The sequence below is a fragment of the Streptomyces sp. NPDC003456 genome (genome assembly GCF_042878735.1).
GTDB lineage: Bacteria > Actinomycetota > Actinomycetes > Streptomycetales > Streptomycetaceae > Streptomyces.
In genome coordinates this window covers 609,687-626,890 of record NZ_JBIAOK010000003.1, presented here as the reverse complement: position 1 = coordinate 626,890, position 17,204 = coordinate 609,687, and the positions used below count along the sequence as shown (strand labels likewise).

14 protein-coding genes are annotated in these 17,204 nt (G+C 76.6%); 12 read left to right on the top strand and 2 right to left on the bottom strand.

What is annotated here, in order from left to right; translation table 11 throughout:
* Nucleotides 1–34: 34 nt before the first annotated feature.
* Genes ACFYWG_RS13765 through ACFYWG_RS13730 form a run of 8 tightly spaced genes read left to right on the top strand, consistent with a single transcriptional unit; the run spans nucleotide 35 to nucleotide 9,429 of the window.
* Nucleotides 35–745 carry a class I SAM-dependent methyltransferase gene (locus tag ACFYWG_RS13765; protein ID WP_389201812.1) on the top strand — a complete coding sequence of 237 codons (711 nt, stop codon included), beginning with the start codon at nucleotides 35–37 and terminating at the stop codon, nucleotides 743–745.
* Nucleotides 742–4,911, top strand: coding sequence for an alpha-(1->3)-arabinofuranosyltransferase family protein (locus ACFYWG_RS13760; RefSeq protein ID WP_389201318.1), 4,170 nt, complete (start codon nucleotides 742–744; stop codon nucleotides 4,909–4,911). Before ACFYWG_RS13765 ends, ACFYWG_RS13760 begins: the two co-directional genes overlap by 4 nt.
* Nucleotides 4,908–6,155, top strand: a complete 1,248-nt coding sequence (locus tag ACFYWG_RS13755) for a condensation protein (RefSeq protein ID WP_389201316.1) — start codon at nucleotides 4,908–4,910, stop codon at nucleotides 6,153–6,155. The genes ACFYWG_RS13760 and ACFYWG_RS13755 overlap by 4 nt, the downstream gene beginning before the upstream one ends.
* Nucleotides 6,152–6,892, top strand: coding sequence for a class I SAM-dependent methyltransferase (locus tag ACFYWG_RS13750; protein ID WP_389201313.1), 741 nt, complete (start codon nucleotides 6,152–6,154; stop codon nucleotides 6,890–6,892). Before ACFYWG_RS13755 ends, ACFYWG_RS13750 begins: the two co-directional genes overlap by 4 nt.
* 15 nt (nucleotides 6,893–6,907) lie before the next feature.
* Entirely contained in the window at nucleotides 6,908–7,813 is a 906-nt protein-coding gene (locus ACFYWG_RS13745; protein WP_389201810.1) for a hypothetical protein, read from the top strand.
* Nucleotides 7,810–8,031: a Trm112 family protein gene (locus tag ACFYWG_RS13740; RefSeq protein WP_376323201.1), complete on the top strand. Its 222-nt coding sequence runs from the start codon at nucleotides 7,810–7,812 to the stop codon at nucleotides 8,029–8,031. The genes ACFYWG_RS13745 and ACFYWG_RS13740 overlap by 4 nt, the downstream gene beginning before the upstream one ends.
* Nucleotides 8,028–8,855: an FkbM family methyltransferase gene (locus tag ACFYWG_RS13735; RefSeq protein WP_385413263.1), complete on the top strand. Its 828-nt coding sequence runs from the start codon at nucleotides 8,028–8,030 to the stop codon at nucleotides 8,853–8,855. Before ACFYWG_RS13740 ends, ACFYWG_RS13735 begins: the two co-directional genes overlap by 4 nt.
* Entirely contained in the window at nucleotides 8,821–9,429 is a 609-nt protein-coding gene (locus ACFYWG_RS13730; protein WP_383502648.1) for a hypothetical protein, read from the top strand. The genes ACFYWG_RS13735 and ACFYWG_RS13730 overlap by 35 nt, the downstream gene beginning before the upstream one ends.
* Nucleotides 9,430–9,487: 58 nt before the next feature.
* Here ACFYWG_RS13730 and ACFYWG_RS13725 read toward each other — a convergent pair whose 3' ends face one another.
* Nucleotides 9,488–10,858 carry an MFS transporter gene (locus tag ACFYWG_RS13725; protein ID WP_389201309.1) on the bottom strand — a complete coding sequence of 457 codons (1,371 nt, stop codon included), beginning with the start codon at nucleotides 10,856–10,858 and terminating at the stop codon, nucleotides 9,488–9,490.
* Between the two features lie 49 nt (nucleotides 10,859–10,907).
* The gene (locus ACFYWG_RS13720; RefSeq protein ID WP_389201307.1) at nucleotides 10,908–11,804 is read right to left on the bottom strand and encodes a RimK family alpha-L-glutamate ligase; all 897 of its coding nucleotides are present in this window, start codon (nucleotides 11,802–11,804) and stop codon (nucleotides 10,908–10,910) included.
* A gap of 277 nt (nucleotides 11,805–12,081) precedes the next feature.
* On the opposite strand from ACFYWG_RS13720, the gene ACFYWG_RS13715 reads away from it, so the two are divergent.
* From ACFYWG_RS13715 to ACFYWG_RS13700, 4 genes are read left to right on the top strand one after another with little or no spacing between them, the layout of a single operon-like run.
* On the top strand, nucleotides 12,082–13,527 hold the full coding sequence (locus ACFYWG_RS13715) for an acyl-CoA synthetase (RefSeq protein ID WP_389201305.1): 1,446 nt from the start codon (nucleotides 12,082–12,084) through the stop codon (nucleotides 13,525–13,527).
* Nucleotides 13,520–14,860 carry a carboxyl transferase domain-containing protein gene (locus ACFYWG_RS13710; protein WP_383502641.1) on the top strand — a complete coding sequence of 447 codons (1,341 nt, stop codon included), beginning with the start codon at nucleotides 13,520–13,522 and terminating at the stop codon, nucleotides 14,858–14,860. Before ACFYWG_RS13715 ends, ACFYWG_RS13710 begins: the two co-directional genes overlap by 8 nt.
* Nucleotides 14,861–14,919: 59 nt before the next feature.
* Nucleotides 14,920–15,414: a CU044_2847 family protein gene (locus tag ACFYWG_RS13705; protein WP_383502638.1), complete on the top strand. Its 495-nt coding sequence runs from the start codon at nucleotides 14,920–14,922 to the stop codon at nucleotides 15,412–15,414.
* Entirely contained in the window at nucleotides 15,411–17,141 is a 1,731-nt protein-coding gene (locus ACFYWG_RS13700; RefSeq protein ID WP_389201302.1) for a trypsin-like peptidase domain-containing protein, read from the top strand. The genes ACFYWG_RS13705 and ACFYWG_RS13700 overlap by 4 nt, the downstream gene beginning before the upstream one ends.
* Nucleotides 17,142–17,204: the final 63 nt, after the last annotated feature.

The following is a 17,204-nucleotide window of genomic DNA, read 5'->3' as shown; positions in this document are numbered from 1 at the left end:
CGCACCGGGCGCGGCCCCCTGGAAGGACCCCTCGCTGCGCCGTTCCCTCGCCCTCTTCCGCGCCTTCCTGCACGAGCAGGACGACCCGGCGGCCTGCTACACGCTGCTCGCCCGGGACGCGGCCGACCAGGTCGAGGCGTACGACGGGCCGGTCGCCGGGCGGACCGTGGTGGACGTGGGCGGCGGCAGCGGCTACTTCACCGAGGAGTTCCGGCGGCGCGGGGCGCACGCGTTCCTCTTCGAGCCGGACCTGGCCGAACTGGGCGAGGAGCCGCCCGGCCGGGCCGTCGTCGCCGACGGGTACCTGCTGCCGCTGCGCGACGGCGTCGCGGACGTCACCTTCTCCTCCAACGTGCTGGAGCACGTCGCCGACCCGGGGACGTTCCTCAGCGAGCTGGCCCGGGTGACGCGCCCCGGCGGGCTGATCTACGTGTCGTTCACCAACTGGCTGTCGCCGTGGGGCGGGCACGAGTGGGCCCCGTGGCACTACCTGGGTGCCGGGCGGGCCCGGGCCCGCTACCTGAGGCGCACCGGCAGGCCCGCCAAGCACACGCTCGGCGAGAACCTCTTCGCGGTGCACATCGGCTCCACCCTGCGGCAGGTGCGGGGCCGCGACGACGTCACCGTCGTCGCGGCGCGCTCCCGCTACTGGCCCTTTCTCGCGGAGGCCGTCGTCAAGGCGCCCGGGATCCGCGAGTTCGCCACCTGGAACCTCCTTCTCATTCTGCGGCGGTGTCCTACATGACGACCACGGTCCAGGCTCCTCCCCCGGCAGCCGTCCCCCGCCCCGCGGCCGCGGCCCGGCCCCCCGAGGGCCCCCGGTCGCGGCGCTGGCTGCTGGGCTTCTGGGCCGTGGCGTTCGCGCTGTTCCTCCTGGTGCGGCCCGGGCGGCAGACCTTCGACACCAAGCTCGGGGTGACGACCGACCCGGGCCGGTTCCTCGGCGACCTCGGGCAGCTGTGGCACGACCGGGCCGGGTTCGGCGGCATCCAGGACCAGTACGTCGGCTACCTGTGGCCGATGCTGCCGTTCCACTGGCTGTGCGACCTGGTGCGGCTGCCGGTGTGGCTGGCCGAGCGGCTGTGGATGTCGCTGATCGTCTCGGTGGCGTTCTGGGGCGCGCTGCGGCTGGCCGAACGGCTGCGCGTGGGCAGCGGGGTGTCCCGGCTGCTCGCGGCCGCGGCGTACGCGCTGTGGCCGGTGTTCACCACCGTCGTCGGCTCGACGTCGGCCGCCGCGCTGCCCGGGGCGGTCCTGCCGTGGGTGCTGCTGCCGCTGGCGGACCAGCGGTACACGGCCCGGGTCGCGGCCCTGCGCTCGGCGCTTTTCGTGCCGTTCATGGGCGGGGTGAACGCGTCGGCGACGCTGGCCTCGCTGCTGCCCGCCGGGCTGTACCTGCTGTCCCGTCCGCCGGGGCCCCGGCAGCGCAAGCTGATCGCCTGGTGGACCCCGGCGGTGATCGTGGTGACCGCCTGGTGGTGGGTGCCCCTGCTGCTGCTGGGCGTCCACGGCGAGAACTTCCTCCCCTACATCGAGACCTCGCGGACGACGACGGACACCATGTCGGCCACCGAGGCGGTGCGCGGGGCCGGGAACTGGGTGGCCTATCTGCACCTCGGTGAAGCCTGGCTGCCGGCCGGCTGGACCGTGGCCTCCTCCGTGCCGGTGATCCTCTGCTCGGCCCTGGCCGCCGGGCTGGGCCTGGCCGGACTCGCCCGGCGCGACATGCCCGAGCGCCGCTGGCTGGTGCTGACGGTGCTCGTGACGGCGCTGGTGCTGCTCGCCGGCTACGGCGGGGCGTTCGGGGCGCCGTTCCACGGGGTGGTGCAGGACTGGCTGGACGGATGGCTGTCGCCCTTCCGCAACGTCTACAAGTTCCAGACCGGCCTGGCCCTGGCGCTGGTGCTGGGCCTGGCCCATCTGGTCGGGGTGGCGGCACAGCCGCACGGGGCCCGACGGGTGCGCGGCCGGCGCTTCGCCCCGCTCGTCGCCGCCGTGCTGGTCCTGCCGGGGCTGCTGTGGCCGTACCTCAACGGCTCGATCCTCAACCCGGGTTCGTTCCCGAAGCTCCCCGCCTACTGGCAGGCCACGGCCGACTGGCTGGAGAAGTACTCCCCCGACTCGCGGGCCCTGGTGGTCCCGGCGACCGCGCACGGCGTCTACACCTGGGGTTCGCCCATCGACCAGCCGCTCGACGTCCTCGCCGACTCGCGGTGGGCGCAGCGCGACTACGTCCCGTTCGGCACGCCCGGCAACCGGCGGGCGATGGACGCCGTCGAGCAGGCGCTGACGACCGGCGCCCAGGTGCCGGGGCTGGCCGACTACCTGAGCCGGGCCGGGCTGTACTACGTCGTCGTGCGCAACGACCTCGACCCCGACCAGATCGGCTACGTGCCGACCGCGACCGTCAAACGCACCCTGGAGCAGTCCGGGTACGAGCGGGTGACGGGGCTCGGGCCGGTGATGACCGGCGGCCGCATCGCGCAGGACGCGCCGCTCCAGGTGGAGGGGCTGTACCCGAGGCAGCGGGCCGTGGAGATCTACCGCCCGGCCGGCCCGGACGTGACCCGGCCCGGGCAGGCCGGGCTCGCCCCGGTCGCCGGCACGGTCGCGGTGTCCGGCGGGCCGGAGGCGCTGCTGCCGCTGGCCCAGCGACTGCGCGGGCGGGCCGCCGTCCTCACCGGCGACGGGCACCCCGGGCTCGGGACACCGGCCGTGCAGGTGGTGGGCGACGGGATGCGGCGGGCCGACACCCGGTTCGGGCTGGTCAACGCGAACACCTCGTACACGTACACCCGAGACGAGCGCAACGCGCCCGGCGCCCTGCAGGACCCGGGCGAGGAACCGCGCCAGATCCTGCCCACCGAGGGCGTGCGGCACCAGACGGTGGCCGAACTGCGCGGTGCCGCCTCGGTGTCGGCGTCCTCGTACGGCAACTGGCTGTTCCACCTGCCGCAGTACGACCCGGTCAACGCCTTCGACGGCGACCCCGGCACCGCGTGGGCGGAGGGCGCGCCGGACACCCCGGACGGGCAGTGGCTGCGCATCGGGTTCACCGGCCCCTACGCCATGCCGTCCTCCTTCCGGGTCACGCCGCTGCCGCAGCAGGGCGTGCGGGCGGCGGCCACGAAGGTGCGGGTGGAGACGGCCGCGGGCGAGCGGACCAGCTTCCTGCGGCCGAACGGCGAGCCGCAGCGGATCAAGGCGCCCCGGGGCGCCACGACGTGGATGAAGCTGACGATCCTGGACTCGGCGGAGCGCCGGCCCGGGCTGACCGGCGCGGGCTTCTCCGAGATCACGCTGCCCGACGTGCGGGTGACCCGGCTGCTGCGGCTGCCGGCCGACGCCGACCGGGCCCGCGCGGACGCCACGGTCGTCTCCCTGCACCGCGCCCCCGACCCGACGGGCCTGTCCCCGACCGGCACCGAGACCGGCTTGCACCGCCGCTTCACCGCCCAGGCCGGGACGTACGAGGTCCGGGCGGACGCGGTCCCCGTCCCGGGCGCGGCGCTGGACGAGCTGCTGTACGAGGTGGCGCCCGGGCAGCGGGCCCGGATCGTCGCCACCGCCGACTCCACGGCCCGTCTGGGGGCGGGTGTCGCGGCCCGCAACCTCACCGACGGTGATCTGACGACGGCGTGGATCGCGGGCGACCGGCCGACGATCCATCTGCGCTGGCCGGGCAAGCAGCCGGTCGGCGAGCTGGTCCTGGCCCCCGCGGGCGGCCTGTCCAGCCGCGCGACGAAGGTGGAGATCAGCTCGCCCGACGGCGCCGCGATCGCCGGCGTCGACGAGAACGGCTGGGTCCGTTTCCCGGCCGTCACCACCGACCGGCTGGACATCACGGTCACCGAGACGGCCCCGCTGACCCTGCACAACCCGGTGGCCGACGAGAAGCTGCGCCTGCCGGTGGGCCTCACCGAGGCGTACATCCCCTCCCTCGACGAGTACCGCACCCCGCAGCCCGACGGCACCCGGGCCTTCTCCCTGCCGTGCGGCAAGGGCCCGGAGGTGGCGCTGGACGACGAGCTGTACCCGACCGCGGTCGAGGGCACCGTGCGGGACCTGGTGGAGCGGCGGGGCGTCCGGGTGACCCTCTGCCAGAAGGGCCGCGCGGACGGGAAGGTGCGGCTGGCGGCGGGCGAGCACCGGCTGGAGGGCTCGGACGCCGGCCCGCTCGCGCTGACGGACGTGACCCTGACCCGCGGCACGGTCGACGAGCCGGCGTCCGCCGGGCGCGACCTGCGCATCCGGGACTGGCTGGGCGACCGGCGCGAGGTGACGGTCGGTTCCGGCGCCGCCTCGTACCTGACCACGTACGAGAACGCCAACGACGGCTGGCGGGCCACGCTGGACGGCGAGGAGCTGACCCCGGTCCGGCTGGACGGCTGGCAGCAGGGCTGGCGGATCCCGGCCGGCGCGGGCGGCACGGTCGAGCTGTCCTACGAGCCGGCCACGACCTACGACATCGGGCTGATCGGCAGCGGGGTGGGCATCGCCGCCGTCGTGGGCCTGGCCCTGTGGCGCCGCCGCGACCCCGACCCCGACGCGCCCGGGCCCGACGCGCCACCGCCCGGGCTGTGGCTCGGCACGGTGGCCCTGACCCTGGTCGCGGTGGTGATCGCCGGGTGGCTGGCGCTGCTGGTCCCGGCCCTGGCGCTGCTCGCCGCGCGGCGGCACGCGCTGCTGGTGCCGATCGCCTTCGCCGCCCTGGCCGGGGCGGGGATCGCCGCCGCGTTCGAGGCGGGGGAACCGGTCGGCGCGGGCGCGGGGGCCTTCGGGCACCTGGCCCAACTGCTGGCGCTGACCGGCTTGTTCGCCGCCGTGGTGAGCCTGCCCGAGCGGCCGCCCGCCGAGGCGCCGACCCGGCCCCTGCCGAGGACGGGCGCGAGGGAGGGCACGCAGGCATGACGGCACCGGTGCGCATCCCGTTCCCGGTGGTGGACGAGGTCTCCCGGCACTGCCTGCAGCAGGAGGAGCCGGAGACCGTCCACATCGAGGTCCACCTGCCGGGCCCGCTGGACGGGCCGCGCCTGCGCAAGGCGTTCCTGGAGGCCCTGCACCGCCACCCGCGGGTGCTGATGCGGGAGGCACGCGGGCCGTGGTACCGGCGCCGCTACGAATGGGAGCTGACGCGCGAACCGGACACGGAGGCGGTGACCTTCACCCCGCCCGGGCCGCACGCGCTGCGGGACGCGCGGGCACGGGCGCTGTCCGAGGCGCCGCCGCTGTCGCTGTCCCCGCCGGTCCGGCTCGAGGTGGTCGGCTCGGTGCTGCTGCTGACCGTCAACCACACCGCCCTGGACGGCCCGGCCTGCCTGCGCGTCCTCGCGACGGCCGCGGAGCTGTACGGCGGCAGGGACAACGCCCCCGCCGCGCCCCCGGTCCGCCCCGCCGAACCCCCGCAGCCCGTCCCGGCCGGCCGGGCCGGGCTCGCGCCCCCGGCACGGGTGGCCCCGGGCACGCCCGACCGGTCCGGCGGCAACGGCCTGCTCGTGACCGAACTGCCGCTGCCGCACCGCCCCGAGGGATCGCCCTGGACCGTCAACGACCAGCTCATGGCCGCCACCGCCCTGACCGTCGCGCACTGGAACCGGGAGCACGGTGCCCGCCCCCGCGCGCTGCGCATCACCATGCCCGTGGACGACCGCCCCCGCGACGCCTCCATGCCGATCGGCAACGGCACCCGCCTGGTCGAGGTGCCCTTCGCCCCGGCGGAACTGGACGGCACCGCGATGCCCGCCCTGCTGCGCCGCACCGCCGGGCGCACCCGCGCCCTGAAGGCGCAGCCGCGCCCCCAGCTCGGTCACGGGGCCGCCCTGCTCACCGCGCCCTGGGCCCCGGTGGCCGCCCGGGCCGTCCTCACCCGGGGCCTGCGCCGGGCGGCCGCGCCCTGGACGTCCACGACCCTGCTCAGCAACATCGGCCGCATCCCCTACCCCCTGGACTTCGGCGCGGAGGCGGGCCGCGCCCGCGCCGTCTGGTTCTCCGCGCCCGCCCGCATGCCCCGCGGCCTGACCGTCACCACGGCCTCCACGGGGGGCCGTCTGCACCTGGCGCTGCGCTGGTCGAAGGCGCTGCTCGGGGACGGCGACGGCGACCGGCTGCGCGCCCTGTTCGCGCACTACCTGCACACCACGGAGGTGACCGAGTGACGACGACCACCGGACCCCCGCCGCGCGAGCTGCGCGACTTCTACGAGAACCCCGCCGTCCCCGTGGCCTCCGGCGCCCCGCGCAGTCTCCGGCAGGCCCGCATGCTGGCCAGGGCCCTCGGCCCGGCCGCCACCCGGGGGGCGCGGACCGTCCTGGACATCGGCTGCGGCGACGGCACCGCCGCGGCCACCGCCACCCCGCTCCTGCCCGGCCACCGCGTCATCGGCGTCGACTGGTCCCAGGACGCCCTGCGGCGCGCCCGCACCCGCATCCCGTACGCCGTGCGCGGGGAACTGACCGGCGGAGGGCTGCCGTTCGCGTCGGGGTCGGCGGACGCCGTGCTGTTCAGCGAGGTCGTCGAGCACCTCGTCGACCCGGACGCGGCGCTGGACGAGATCCGCCGGGTCCTGCGCCCCGGCGGCCATCTGATGCTGTCCACCCCCAATCTGGCCGCCTGGTACAACCGGGGCCTGCTGCTGGCCGGGGTGCAGCCGGTCTTCTCGGAGGTCAGCCTGCGCCGCATCCACGGCCGCCCGGGCACGGAGGTCGTGGGCCACCTGCGGCTGTACACCCCGCGCGCGCTGCGGGAGTTCGTCGCCGCCGCCGGGTTCGACGTGGTCCGGCTGGAGGGCGCCCCCTTCCACGGCGTGCCGCGCCCGCTGCGCCCGCTGGACCGGCTGGCGTGCCTGCGGCCGCAGCTCGCGTCGATCCTGCTGCTGCACGCGCGAAGGACGTAGCCCGTGTGGTGGGGAGTGGCCGCGGCCCTGCTGGCGAACACCCTGTACAGCCTGGGCTTCGTGCTGGAGAAGCGGGCGCTGACCTCGCTGCCGGAGGTGAGCGTCCGCCGCCCGGCGCGGCTGCTGCGCCTCGTCCTCGGCAGCCCCCTGTGGATCGGCGGCTCCCTCGCGCTCGCCGCCGGGTTCGCCGCCCAGCTCGTGGTGTACCGCACCCTGCCGATCGCCGCCGCCCAGGGCATCTTCGTCTCGGGCCTGGTGCTGCTGGTGCTGCTGTCGTCCCGGCTGCTCGGGGAGGAGACGACCGGCCGGGAACGGTACGCGCTGGGCGGGATCCTGCTCGCGCTGCTGATGGTGGTGCTGTCGCTGCGGCAGGACACGGACACCGTGGGCCGGGACGCCCCCTACCCGCTGATCCTGCTGGTGTGCGTGCCGTCGCTGGCGGCCGGGGTGTGGCTGTACGGCTCCGCCGAGCGGCGCGCCCGCAACCGGCACCGGCGCCCCGCCACCGGCATCGAGTACGGCGTGGCCGTGGGACTGCTCTACGGCGTCAGCTCCCTGGCCATCAAGGGCGTCTCCGGCCGGCTGACGGCCGACGGGGCGGGCGGCGCGGTCCTGGCCCTGCTCGGCTCCCCGTACCCGTACCTCCTGCTGTTCACCGGGGCGTTCGGCCTGGTGATGTCGCAGGCGGCCCTCCAGCGCTGCCGGGCCTCCCTGATCGTGCCGGTGTGCACCACCGTGACCAGCCTGTTCACGGCCGTGCTCGGCACGCTGTCGTTCGGTGAGGCCCTCCCGCACGATCCGCTCCGGCTCGCCCTGCGCGTGACGGGCACGGCCCTGGCGGTGGGTGTGCTGCTGACCATGCCGAAGCACGACTCCGCTCCCCGACCCCACGAACCGGCCAAGGAGTTGGCATCACCGTGAAGCCCGACGACCCGCTGCTGAAGATCCTGGCCTGCCCGCTCGACAAGGGCCCGCTGCACCTGCTGCCCGCCCGGGCCGGACAGCCGGAGGCGCTGTACAACCCGCGCCTGCACCGCCGCTACCCGGTCGTGGACGGCATCCCGCAGCTGCTGCCGTCCTCCGGCGAGCAGGTGCCGGACGACGAGCACGAGGCGCTGCTGCGGAGGATGGCGCCGTGACCGGCGTCGCGGCCCGGCTCGCGCCCCTGCTGCCCCCGCGCCTGGTGGCCGCGACGGCCCGGGCGCTGTACCCCCGGTTCGAACCGGAGCTGGCCCGGCTGGCGGAGCTGTGCCCGCCGGGCTGCCGCACGGCGGTGGACGTCGGCGGCTGGTACGGGCCGTGGACGCACCGGCTGGCCGCCCGCGCCGAGCACGTGGTGGCGATCGAGCCGGTGCCCCGGCTGGCCCGGCTGCTGACCGCGGCGGCCCCGCCGAACGTCCGGGTGATCCGGGCCGCGGCGTCCGACCGGCCCGGCATCGCCCGCCTGTGGCTGCCCGCGGACGACGCGGGCGACCGGGGGGTGTCGTCCCTGGTCCGGCGGGACATCCACGGCCGGGCCCTGGACGTGCCCTGCGTGACGCTGGACGAACTGGGCCTGCGGGACGTCGGCTTCGTCAAGATCGACGTGGACGGCAACGAGCCGGCGGTCCTGCGCGGCGCGACGGGCCTGCTGGCCCGCGACCGCCCGGCCCTGTTCGTGGAGCTGGAAGCCCGCATCCAGCCGATCGCGCCGGTGGTGACGTACCTGAGCCTGCTGGGCTACGACGGCTGGGTGCTGCCCGGCGACACCTGGGTGCCGCTGGCCGCGTTCCCGCTGGAGGAGCACCAGGAGGCCGCCTCCTACGTGGTCTCCCACGGTCTGCTGCGCCGGGTCCTGCCCTCGTCCCTGCTGCGGGGGCCGCGGTACGTCAACTCCGTGCTGTTCCTGCCCGACGGCCGCCGTCCCGCCGGGGCCCCGGTGGGCGACGATGGGTCCCATGCCCTCCGGAACACACGCCGCTAGCCCCTTCACCCCGCTCGACTTCCAGCTGGTGCTGCTGCGCCGCATGGCCGACCACCATCCCGGCCTGGTGGAGGAGGCCCGCCACGAGCTCGGCGTCTCCGTCGCGGACATGCGCGAGGCCAACAGGCGCTGGCAGGCGATGGTCCGCTCCCCGCGCTCCCGTGCGCCCCTGTCCCGCTACCGCGGGGTGCTGGGCGAGCCGGAGTCCCGGACGGCCCGCCGGATCGGCGACCTCGACTGCGAGGCCCACCTGTGGCCGGTGCCGCTGTGGCCGTCGCTGCGCTTCGAGGTGCTGACCGCCCCGAACGGCGCGGTGTGGAACGAGTGGCTGGTCCGCGCCCCGGGCGCGCCGGGGCCCGTGCTGCGCACCCTGGAGGATCTGGCTCCCTGGTCCTGCACGGTCGACGAGGCGGCCCGGGCCTTCGCCCCGGCCCGTCCCCTGGAGGGCACGGCACCGACCCGCTGGGGTCTGATGTTCACCGCCCCGGACGCCGGGGGCGTACCGCGGCGAGTGGTCGCCGAGTTCACCTGGGGGCTGCTCCAGCGGGTGGCCGTCGACGGCGCGCGGCCCTGAGGGGCGCCGCCGGGCGGACGGGTCCCGGCCGGGGCCGGGCGGCCGTCGTCCCGTGCGTTCAGGCCCGGGCGGCCTGCCGTGCCTTGGGGGGCACGCACCACCAGGCCAGGAGGGCCGCGGTGAGGTAGGCCAGGGCTCCGGCCAGCATGCTGGTGCGCACGCCGGTGCCGTACGTGGTGGCGGAGGCGAGCAGGCTGCCGCCGAGGGCGACACCGGTGGCGCTGCCGATCTGCCGGGTGGTGTTGAACAGGGCGGAGGCGGCCCCGGCGTGGGCCGCGGGCGCGGCGCCCATGACGGTGGCGGTGGAACCGGTGAGGGCGAAGGACGTGCCGAAGCCGGCGGCCATCATCGGGACGACCAGCACGGCGTACGCGGGCTGGGCCCCGGCGGCGGCCCAGCCCGCCAGGCCGAGCCCGGCCAGGAGCATGCCGGCGACCACCAGCGGGCGGTCTCCGGTGCGGCGGGTCAGCCGGCCGGACAGCACGGAGGCGAACATGGTCATCGCCACCGCCGGGAACAGCGCCAGCCCGGTGCCGAGGGCGCTGTAGCCGCGCTCGTGCTGGAACTCCAGGCTGGCGGTGAACACCATGCCGTAGAAGCCGAAGTTGAACAGCAGGCCGATCAGGGCCCCGCCGCCCATCGCCCGGGAGCGCAGCAGGTTCAGCGGCAGCAGCGGGGTGCGGGCGAGCCGCTCGCGCAGGGCGAAGGCCGCCGCGGCCGAGGCGGCCAGGCCCAGTCCGGCGAGGACGGCCGGATCGGACCAGCCGCGCCGCCCGGCCTCGTTGAGGGCGCCCGTCAGCAGGGCCACCGCCGCCACGACCGCGGCCTGCGCCGGCAGGTCCAGGGGCCGGTCGGGGCGGCGGGGCGAGCGGGCCACGTGCCGCAGGGTCAGCGCGACACAGGCCGCCCCGACCGGCAGGTTGATCAGGAACACCCAGCGCCAGCCCGCCGCGGAGACCAGCAGCCCGCCCAGCAGCGGCCCGGCCGAGGCGGCGATCCCGGCCATCGCGCCCCACAGGCCGAACGCCCGGGAGCGCTCCTCCGGCTCCGGGTAGGCCTGCTGGAGCAGCGCCAGCGAGCCCGGCACGATCAGCGCGGCGCCCAGCCCCTCCACCAGCCGGGCCGCGACGAGGAAGGCGGTGCCGGGCGCGAGCGCGCAGGCGGCCGAGGCGAGGGTGAAGACGGTGACGCCCGCGCAGAAGACGCGCCGGTTGCCCAGCCGGTCCCCCAGGGCGCCGCCCGTGAGCAGGAACCCGGCGAAGACCAGGGTGTAGCCGTCGGTGATCCACTGGATGCCGGTCAGCGACGCGGACAGCTCGCGGCCGATCACCGGTACGGCGACGTTGATGATCGTGACGTCGAGGATCACCATGAAGTATCCGGCGCACACCGCCAGCAGCGGTGCCCGGGACCGGCGCGCGGTGGGCATGCCCCACCACTACACCAAAAGCCGCATCAGGGAATGAACCGCACGCCTTTCAGGCGCGCCCGGCGGCGGCGAGGACCGCCTCGACGACCCGGGGCACGGACTCCGGGTGCAGGTCGAGGAACAGGTTCGGCTCGATCAGCTCCAGCTCCATCACGCACGGCTGCCCGTCCGGGCCGGTCACCAGGTCCACGCGCGCGTACAGCAGCCCGGGGCCGCCGGGCACGGCCGCCAGGGCCCGCTCGGCGACGGCCAGTTCGGCGTCCGCCGGCCGCCAGGGCCGCAGGCGGGGATGGGCGACCTTGTCGGCGTCGTACGGTGTGCCCGGCGTGAGGACGGCGCCCTTGACGCTGGCGTGCAGCAGCCGGCCGCCGAAAAACTGCAGGGCCCGCTCGCCCTCGGTGTCGACGGCGGCCAGATACGGCTGCACCATCACGGTGAACCCCTCGGCGTGCATGCGCTCCACCTGCCGAAGGGCGGCGGCGCGCTCCCCGGCCGGGTAGCGGCCGGCGTAGCGGGCACCGGCCCCCGAGGCGGGCTTGACGACGTACTCGTGGCCGGTGGGCAGGTCGGCGGGGACTCCGGGCGCGGCGTACCGGGTGGGCACGGTGGGCACCCCCGCGTCGGCGAGCCGGCCGAGGTAGCGCTTGTCGGCGTTCCACCGCACGACGCCGACCGGGTTGAGCAGCCGTGTCGCCGCCGCGCAGGACTCGGCCCAGGCGGTGAACTCCCCGGCACGCCAGCTGTAGTCCCAGGTGGAGCGGATGAGGGCGAGGTCGAACCCGGCCCAGTCGACCGTCGGGTCGTCCCAGGCGACGGCCCGGGCGTCGGCACCGCCCGCCCGCAGCGCCGCCACGAGCACCGGCAGGTCCCGGTCCTTGTGCTCCTCGGCGCCGGGGTCGTAGGTGACGAGCGCGATGCGGGGGCTGCCGGCCACGGGCGACTCCATCTCGTACGGGTGATCGATCCGCTTTCCCGCCGCAGGCTAACAACCTCCCGCGCGACGCCGGCGGCGCGAGGGGCCTCCCCCGTGGGGCCCCGGCACCGGTGGCGGGACGCGGCGGCGCGTGCGGGCGTGTTTCTCCGCGCCGCTGTTGGTGTACGGAGGGAGCGTGGGGGCCGTCGTCCCGGCGGTGGTGGGCCCGGTGGCGGGCGTGCGGGCCGGGACGGGCCTTCGCGAGCCCCGTCGCGACCGGCGGGCAACCGACAGCAAGGAGACGTCGAGCGTGACCCCTCTCTTCCCGGCCCTCACCCGCGATCCGGCCGACCGGCCCGCCCTCCGGTTCGGTGAACGGTCCCTGACCTACGCGCAGCTCGCCGCCGCGGCCGGAGCGCTGGCGGGCCGTATCGGCGGGGCCTCGCGGGTCGCCGTCCGGGCGACGCCCACGCTGGAGACGGCGGTCGCCGTCGTCGCCGCCCTGCTGGCCGGCGTGCCCGCCGTGCCGCTCAACCCGAAGTCCGGCGACCGGGAGCTGGCGCACATCCTGTCCGACAGCACGCCCGGCCTGCTGCTCACGGCCCCGGACGACCGGCTCCCCGCGCCGCTGCGGGATCTGCCCCGCGTGGACGTCGACGTGCGCGCCGCCGGCCCGGTCCCCGCGGACGACCACGCCGGGAAGGCCCCGGCCCTGATCGTCTACACCTCCGGCACCACCGGCCCGCCCAAGGGCGCCGTCCTGTCCCGCCGGGCGCTCGCCGCCAGCCTGGACGCGCTCGCCGACGCCTGGCAGTGGACCGGCGAGGACGTCCTGGTGCACGCCCTGCCGCTGTTCCACGTGCACGGCCTGGTGCTGGGTGTCCTCGGCCCGCTGCGCCGCGGCGGCTCGGTGCGGCACTTGGGCCGGTTCAGCACCCAGGGCGTGGCCCGCGAGCTGAACGCGGGCGCCACCATGCTGTTCGGCGTGCCGACGATGTACCACCGCATCGCCGAGGCCGTGACCGGCGACCCGGAGCTGGTGAAGGCGCTGACCGGGGCGCGGCTGCTGGTCTCGGGGTCCGCCGCGCTGCCCGTGCACGACCACGGCCGGATCGCGACGGCGACCGGCCGCCGGGTGATCGAGCGGTACGGCATGACGGAGACGCTGATGAACACCAGCGTCCGCGCCGACGGCGAGGCCCGCCCGGGGACGGTCGGCGTGCCGCTGCCGGGCGTGGAGCTGCGCCTGGTCGAGGAGGACGGCACGGAGATCACCGCGTGGGACGGGCAGGCCGTCGGCGAGATCCAGGTGCGCGGCCCGAACCTGTTCTCCGGCTACCTAGGCCGTCCCGACGCGAGTGCCGCCGCCTTCACCGCCGACGGCTTCTTCCGCACCGGCGACATGGCGGTGCGCGACCCCGACGGCTGCGTCCGGATCGTCGGCCGCAAGGCCACCGACCTGATCAAGAGCGGCGGGCACAAGATCGGGGCCGGTGAGATCGAGAACGCGCTCCTGGAACACCCGGGCGTGCGCGAGGCGGCCGTCACCGGGGAGCCCGACGCCGACCTCGGGGAGCGGATCGTGGCCTGGATCGTGCCGGCGGACCCCCAGTCACCGCCGTCCCTGGAGGAGTTGGCCGGACACGTGGCCGAGCGCCTGGCGCCGCACAAGCGGCCCCGGGTCCTCCGGCACCTCGACGCCCTGCCCCGCAACGACATGGGGAAGATCATGAAGCGGGCCCTGACCGATGGCTGAGCGCCTGTCGGCCCGCGGTGTCCTGGCCGCCCTCGCCGACGACTCCACCTTCGACGAACTCCCCTCCCCCGCCCGGCCGTCCCGGCCCGACGGCCCGCTCGGCTGGCCGGGCTACGACGCCTCGCGCGCACGCGCCGCCGAACGCACCGGCGAGGAGGAGTCGGTGGTGTGCGGCATCGCCCGCGTCGGCGGCACCCGGGCCGTGCTGATCGCGTTCGAGTTCGGCTTCCTCGGCGGCTCCCTGGGCGAGCGCACCGGCGACCGGCTGGAGGCGGCGTACGCCTGCGCCCGCGAGCGGCGGCTGCCGGTCGTGCCGCTGGTCGCCACCGGCGGCAGCCGGATGCAGGAGGGCATGCTCGCGCTGACCCAGCTCCAGCGCGTGGCGCGCCAGTCGGCCCTCACCCGCGAGGCCGGCCTCGCGCAGGTCGCGGTGGTGCGCGACCCGACCACCGGGGGCGGCTGGGCGACCCTGGGCGCGGGCGCCGACGTGGTGCTGGCGCTGCCCGGCGCCCAGGTCGGCTTCGCCGGCTCCCGGGTGCGCCCGGCGGACGCGGACCCGTCGGCGTACACGGCCGAGGCGCAGCTCGCGGCGGGCGCGGTGGACGCCGTGGTCCGGCCGGAGGAGCTGCGCGGGACGCTCGCGCGGTGGCTGCGGCTGCTGACGCGGCCGTCCCGGGTGCCCGCCCCGCCGCCCGGCGCGCTGGGCGGGGCGGACGGGCTGCCCGCCACGGGCTGGGACGCCGTGCGCCGCGCCCGCTCCGCCCGGCGCCCGCGCGCCGCCGCCTACCTGGACGCCTGGTTCACGCACCGGGTCGCGATCAGCGGCGACCGCTGCGGCGGCACTGACCCGGACGGCATGCTGTGCGGCTTCGGCGAGCACGAGGGCCGCACCGTCGCCTACGCGGCGCAGACCGGGACCGCGACCCGCCCCGCCGGGTACCGCACGGCGACCCGGCTGATCCGGCTGGCGGACCGGCTGGGCATCCCGGTGCTCACCCTCGTCGACACCCCGGGCGCGGCCAACGACGCCGAGGCGGAGCGGCAGGGCGCGGGCCCGGCGATCGCCGAGCTGTTCGGCGCGGTGGCCACCGCACGCACCCCCGTGACCACGCTGGTCGTCGGCGAGGGCGGCTCCGGCGGCGCGCTCGCCCTGGCCGCGCCCGGCAACACCTGGGCCACGCCCGACAGCTACTTCTCGGTGATCGCCCCGGAACTCGCGGCGGCGATCCTCAAGCTCCCGCCGCGCGAGGTGGAGCGGACGGCGGACCGGCTCCGCATCCGCCCGCAGGACCTGGTGGAACTCGGCGTGATCCGGGGAACGGTCGGGCCCTGAAGTGCCGTGCACGCCTCACACCCCATCAAGTACCGTCCGTCACACGGGGAACGACCGATGTGAGGGACGACGGGGGTGCCGTGGACGGGGTGGTCGAGTTCAGGACCGGTGACGGTGCGGTGGTCGCGGTGGAGGCGGTGCGGGAGCGGCCCGGCTCCCGCCTGGTCGCCCGCGGCGACGGCACGGTGCAGGCGGCCCGCACCTTCGAGGGCGCCCTGGACGGGGTACGCGCTGCGGCGGAGTCCGCGCTGCGGGTCTTCCGGGACGGCTCCCTCCGGCCCGACGGCGTGGAGATCGAGTTCGGGGTGAAGCTGTCGGCGGAGGCGGGCGCGATCATCGCCAAGGGCACCGCGGAGGGCCACCTCGTGGTCAGGCTGACGTGGTCGCCGGGCGCACAGGATCCCGCGCCCGCCGCGCGCACGGGGCGGGTGCCGGAGACCGGGTCCGCGCCGCAGACCTCGGCCGCCCCCTCCACGCCCGGGCCCGCACCCACCGGCGTGACACCGCCCGCGCCCGGCGCCGCCTCCACCCCGGAGGCCGGCGGCGTCGCATGAGCACGGCCGTGGACAGCGCGCTCGTGAGCGCGCCGGGCAGCGCCGAGTGGCACGCCCGGATCGAGTTACGCGGCGAGGTGACCGGCGCCGGTTTCCTCGTCACCCCGAGTACGGTCCTGACGTGCGCCCACGTCGTCGGCGACGGCGAGGACCTGGCGGTGGTCTTCACCGAGCTGCCCGGCACCGAGCCCGTGCGGGCCCGGGTCGTCGCCCACGGCGGCTGGGCGGGCGGCCCCACCGACCCCGGCGACCTCGCCGTGCTGGAACTCGACACGGAGGTGCCCGTCGCCCCGGCCGCGCTGGCCCCCGCCGGATCGGCGCACGGCCCGGCGCCCCGCAAGCTCGTCGTCTACGGCTTCCCGGCCGGGTACGACGAGGGCGTCCTCACCGAACTCCGCCTCACCGCACCGCAGTTGATCCGCCGCGAGTGGTTCCAGCTGGAGGCCTGGCACCTGGGCGGCCAGCCCCTGGCCCCCGGGTTCAGCGGTGCCGCGGTCACCCTGGCCGGCACCGGCGAGGTCGTCGGCATGGTCACGGCCGACGCCGGCTCCGCGGACGTCCGCACCGGCCGGATGATGCCGACCGAGGTCATGGCCCGCTACTGGCCCGGTCTGCGGGGCCTGGTCCCCGCCCCCGACCACGCCAGCGCCGACCGCGCCCGGCTGCGCGCCCTGGTGGAGGAGGCCGCGCGGGCGGGTGTCGTCTGCGACCCGGTGCGGCTGTACACGGCGGCGGCCGGCCCGTTCGATCCCCCGCCGCCCGAGGAGGGGTTCGGCTCCCTGTGGTCCGCGGCCCTGTTCGTGCTGTGCGAACTGGACGGCCCGGATGCCCCGCAGACCCTCACCCGGTTCGCCGCCCTGCTGCGGGACCTGCTGCGCACCCCGGCCGCCGGGCCGCCGCCGCAGGAGGCCCCCGACTGGTCGCCGATCCTGGTCGAACTCGGGCACAGCGGAGCAGGCGACGGCCTGATCCGCGTCGAGGTGTCCGCGTACAGCGGGGGACACCGGCACCCGGTGGACTCCGCCACGGTCGAGCGGCACCGGCTGCCCGTCTGGGTCCGGGACCGGATCGAAGCGGCCTTCCGCCACCTGACCCCGGGCGCCGACGAACTGGTCGCCTTCGCGCTCCCCCGGGACTGGCTGGACTGGCCCGTGGACCGCTGGGCCAGCGCCCCCGACGACGACACCCCGCTCGGCTGCGTCTATCCGCTGGTCGTCACCGACCAGGCGCGCCGCAAGGCGAGCACCCGGCACGTGCTGACCCGGGCCTGGAAGCGTCTGGACGCGCTGCCGGGCGCGCGCATGCACCGCGTGGAGTGCGGGGGGCCGGAGGAACCCGGGCGGCTGCGGATGCGGCTGCGGCAGCCCGACGCGTGCCTGGCCGGCTTCGGCGCGGCCCCGGCCGCCGCCCGTACCCGGCGGCAGTTCGAGGTGTCGCTGACGGCGCCGGCCCCGCTGATCGTCTGGCCGCGCGGGGGCTGCGGCTCCGGCGCCGAGGAGTGCGCGGGCGCGGACGGCTGCACCGGCAAGGCGTTCCTCGACGCCCTCGGCGCCTGCGTGGCGGGTGTGCCGCCCGCCGAACTCCCCCGCCACGTCCTGGCGCTGCGCGAGGAGGCCCTGGCGGAGGAGGACCACTGGGCGCACGGCATCCAGCTGCTGTGGGACGACCCGCGGGTCTTCACCGACCCGCACGCCGCCGCCGCGCACGCGGGGTCGCCGGTGGCCTGACCCGCCCGCACGCACCCGGCGCACCCGCCGCGCACACCCGCACGACAACGGAGAGCGGAGACC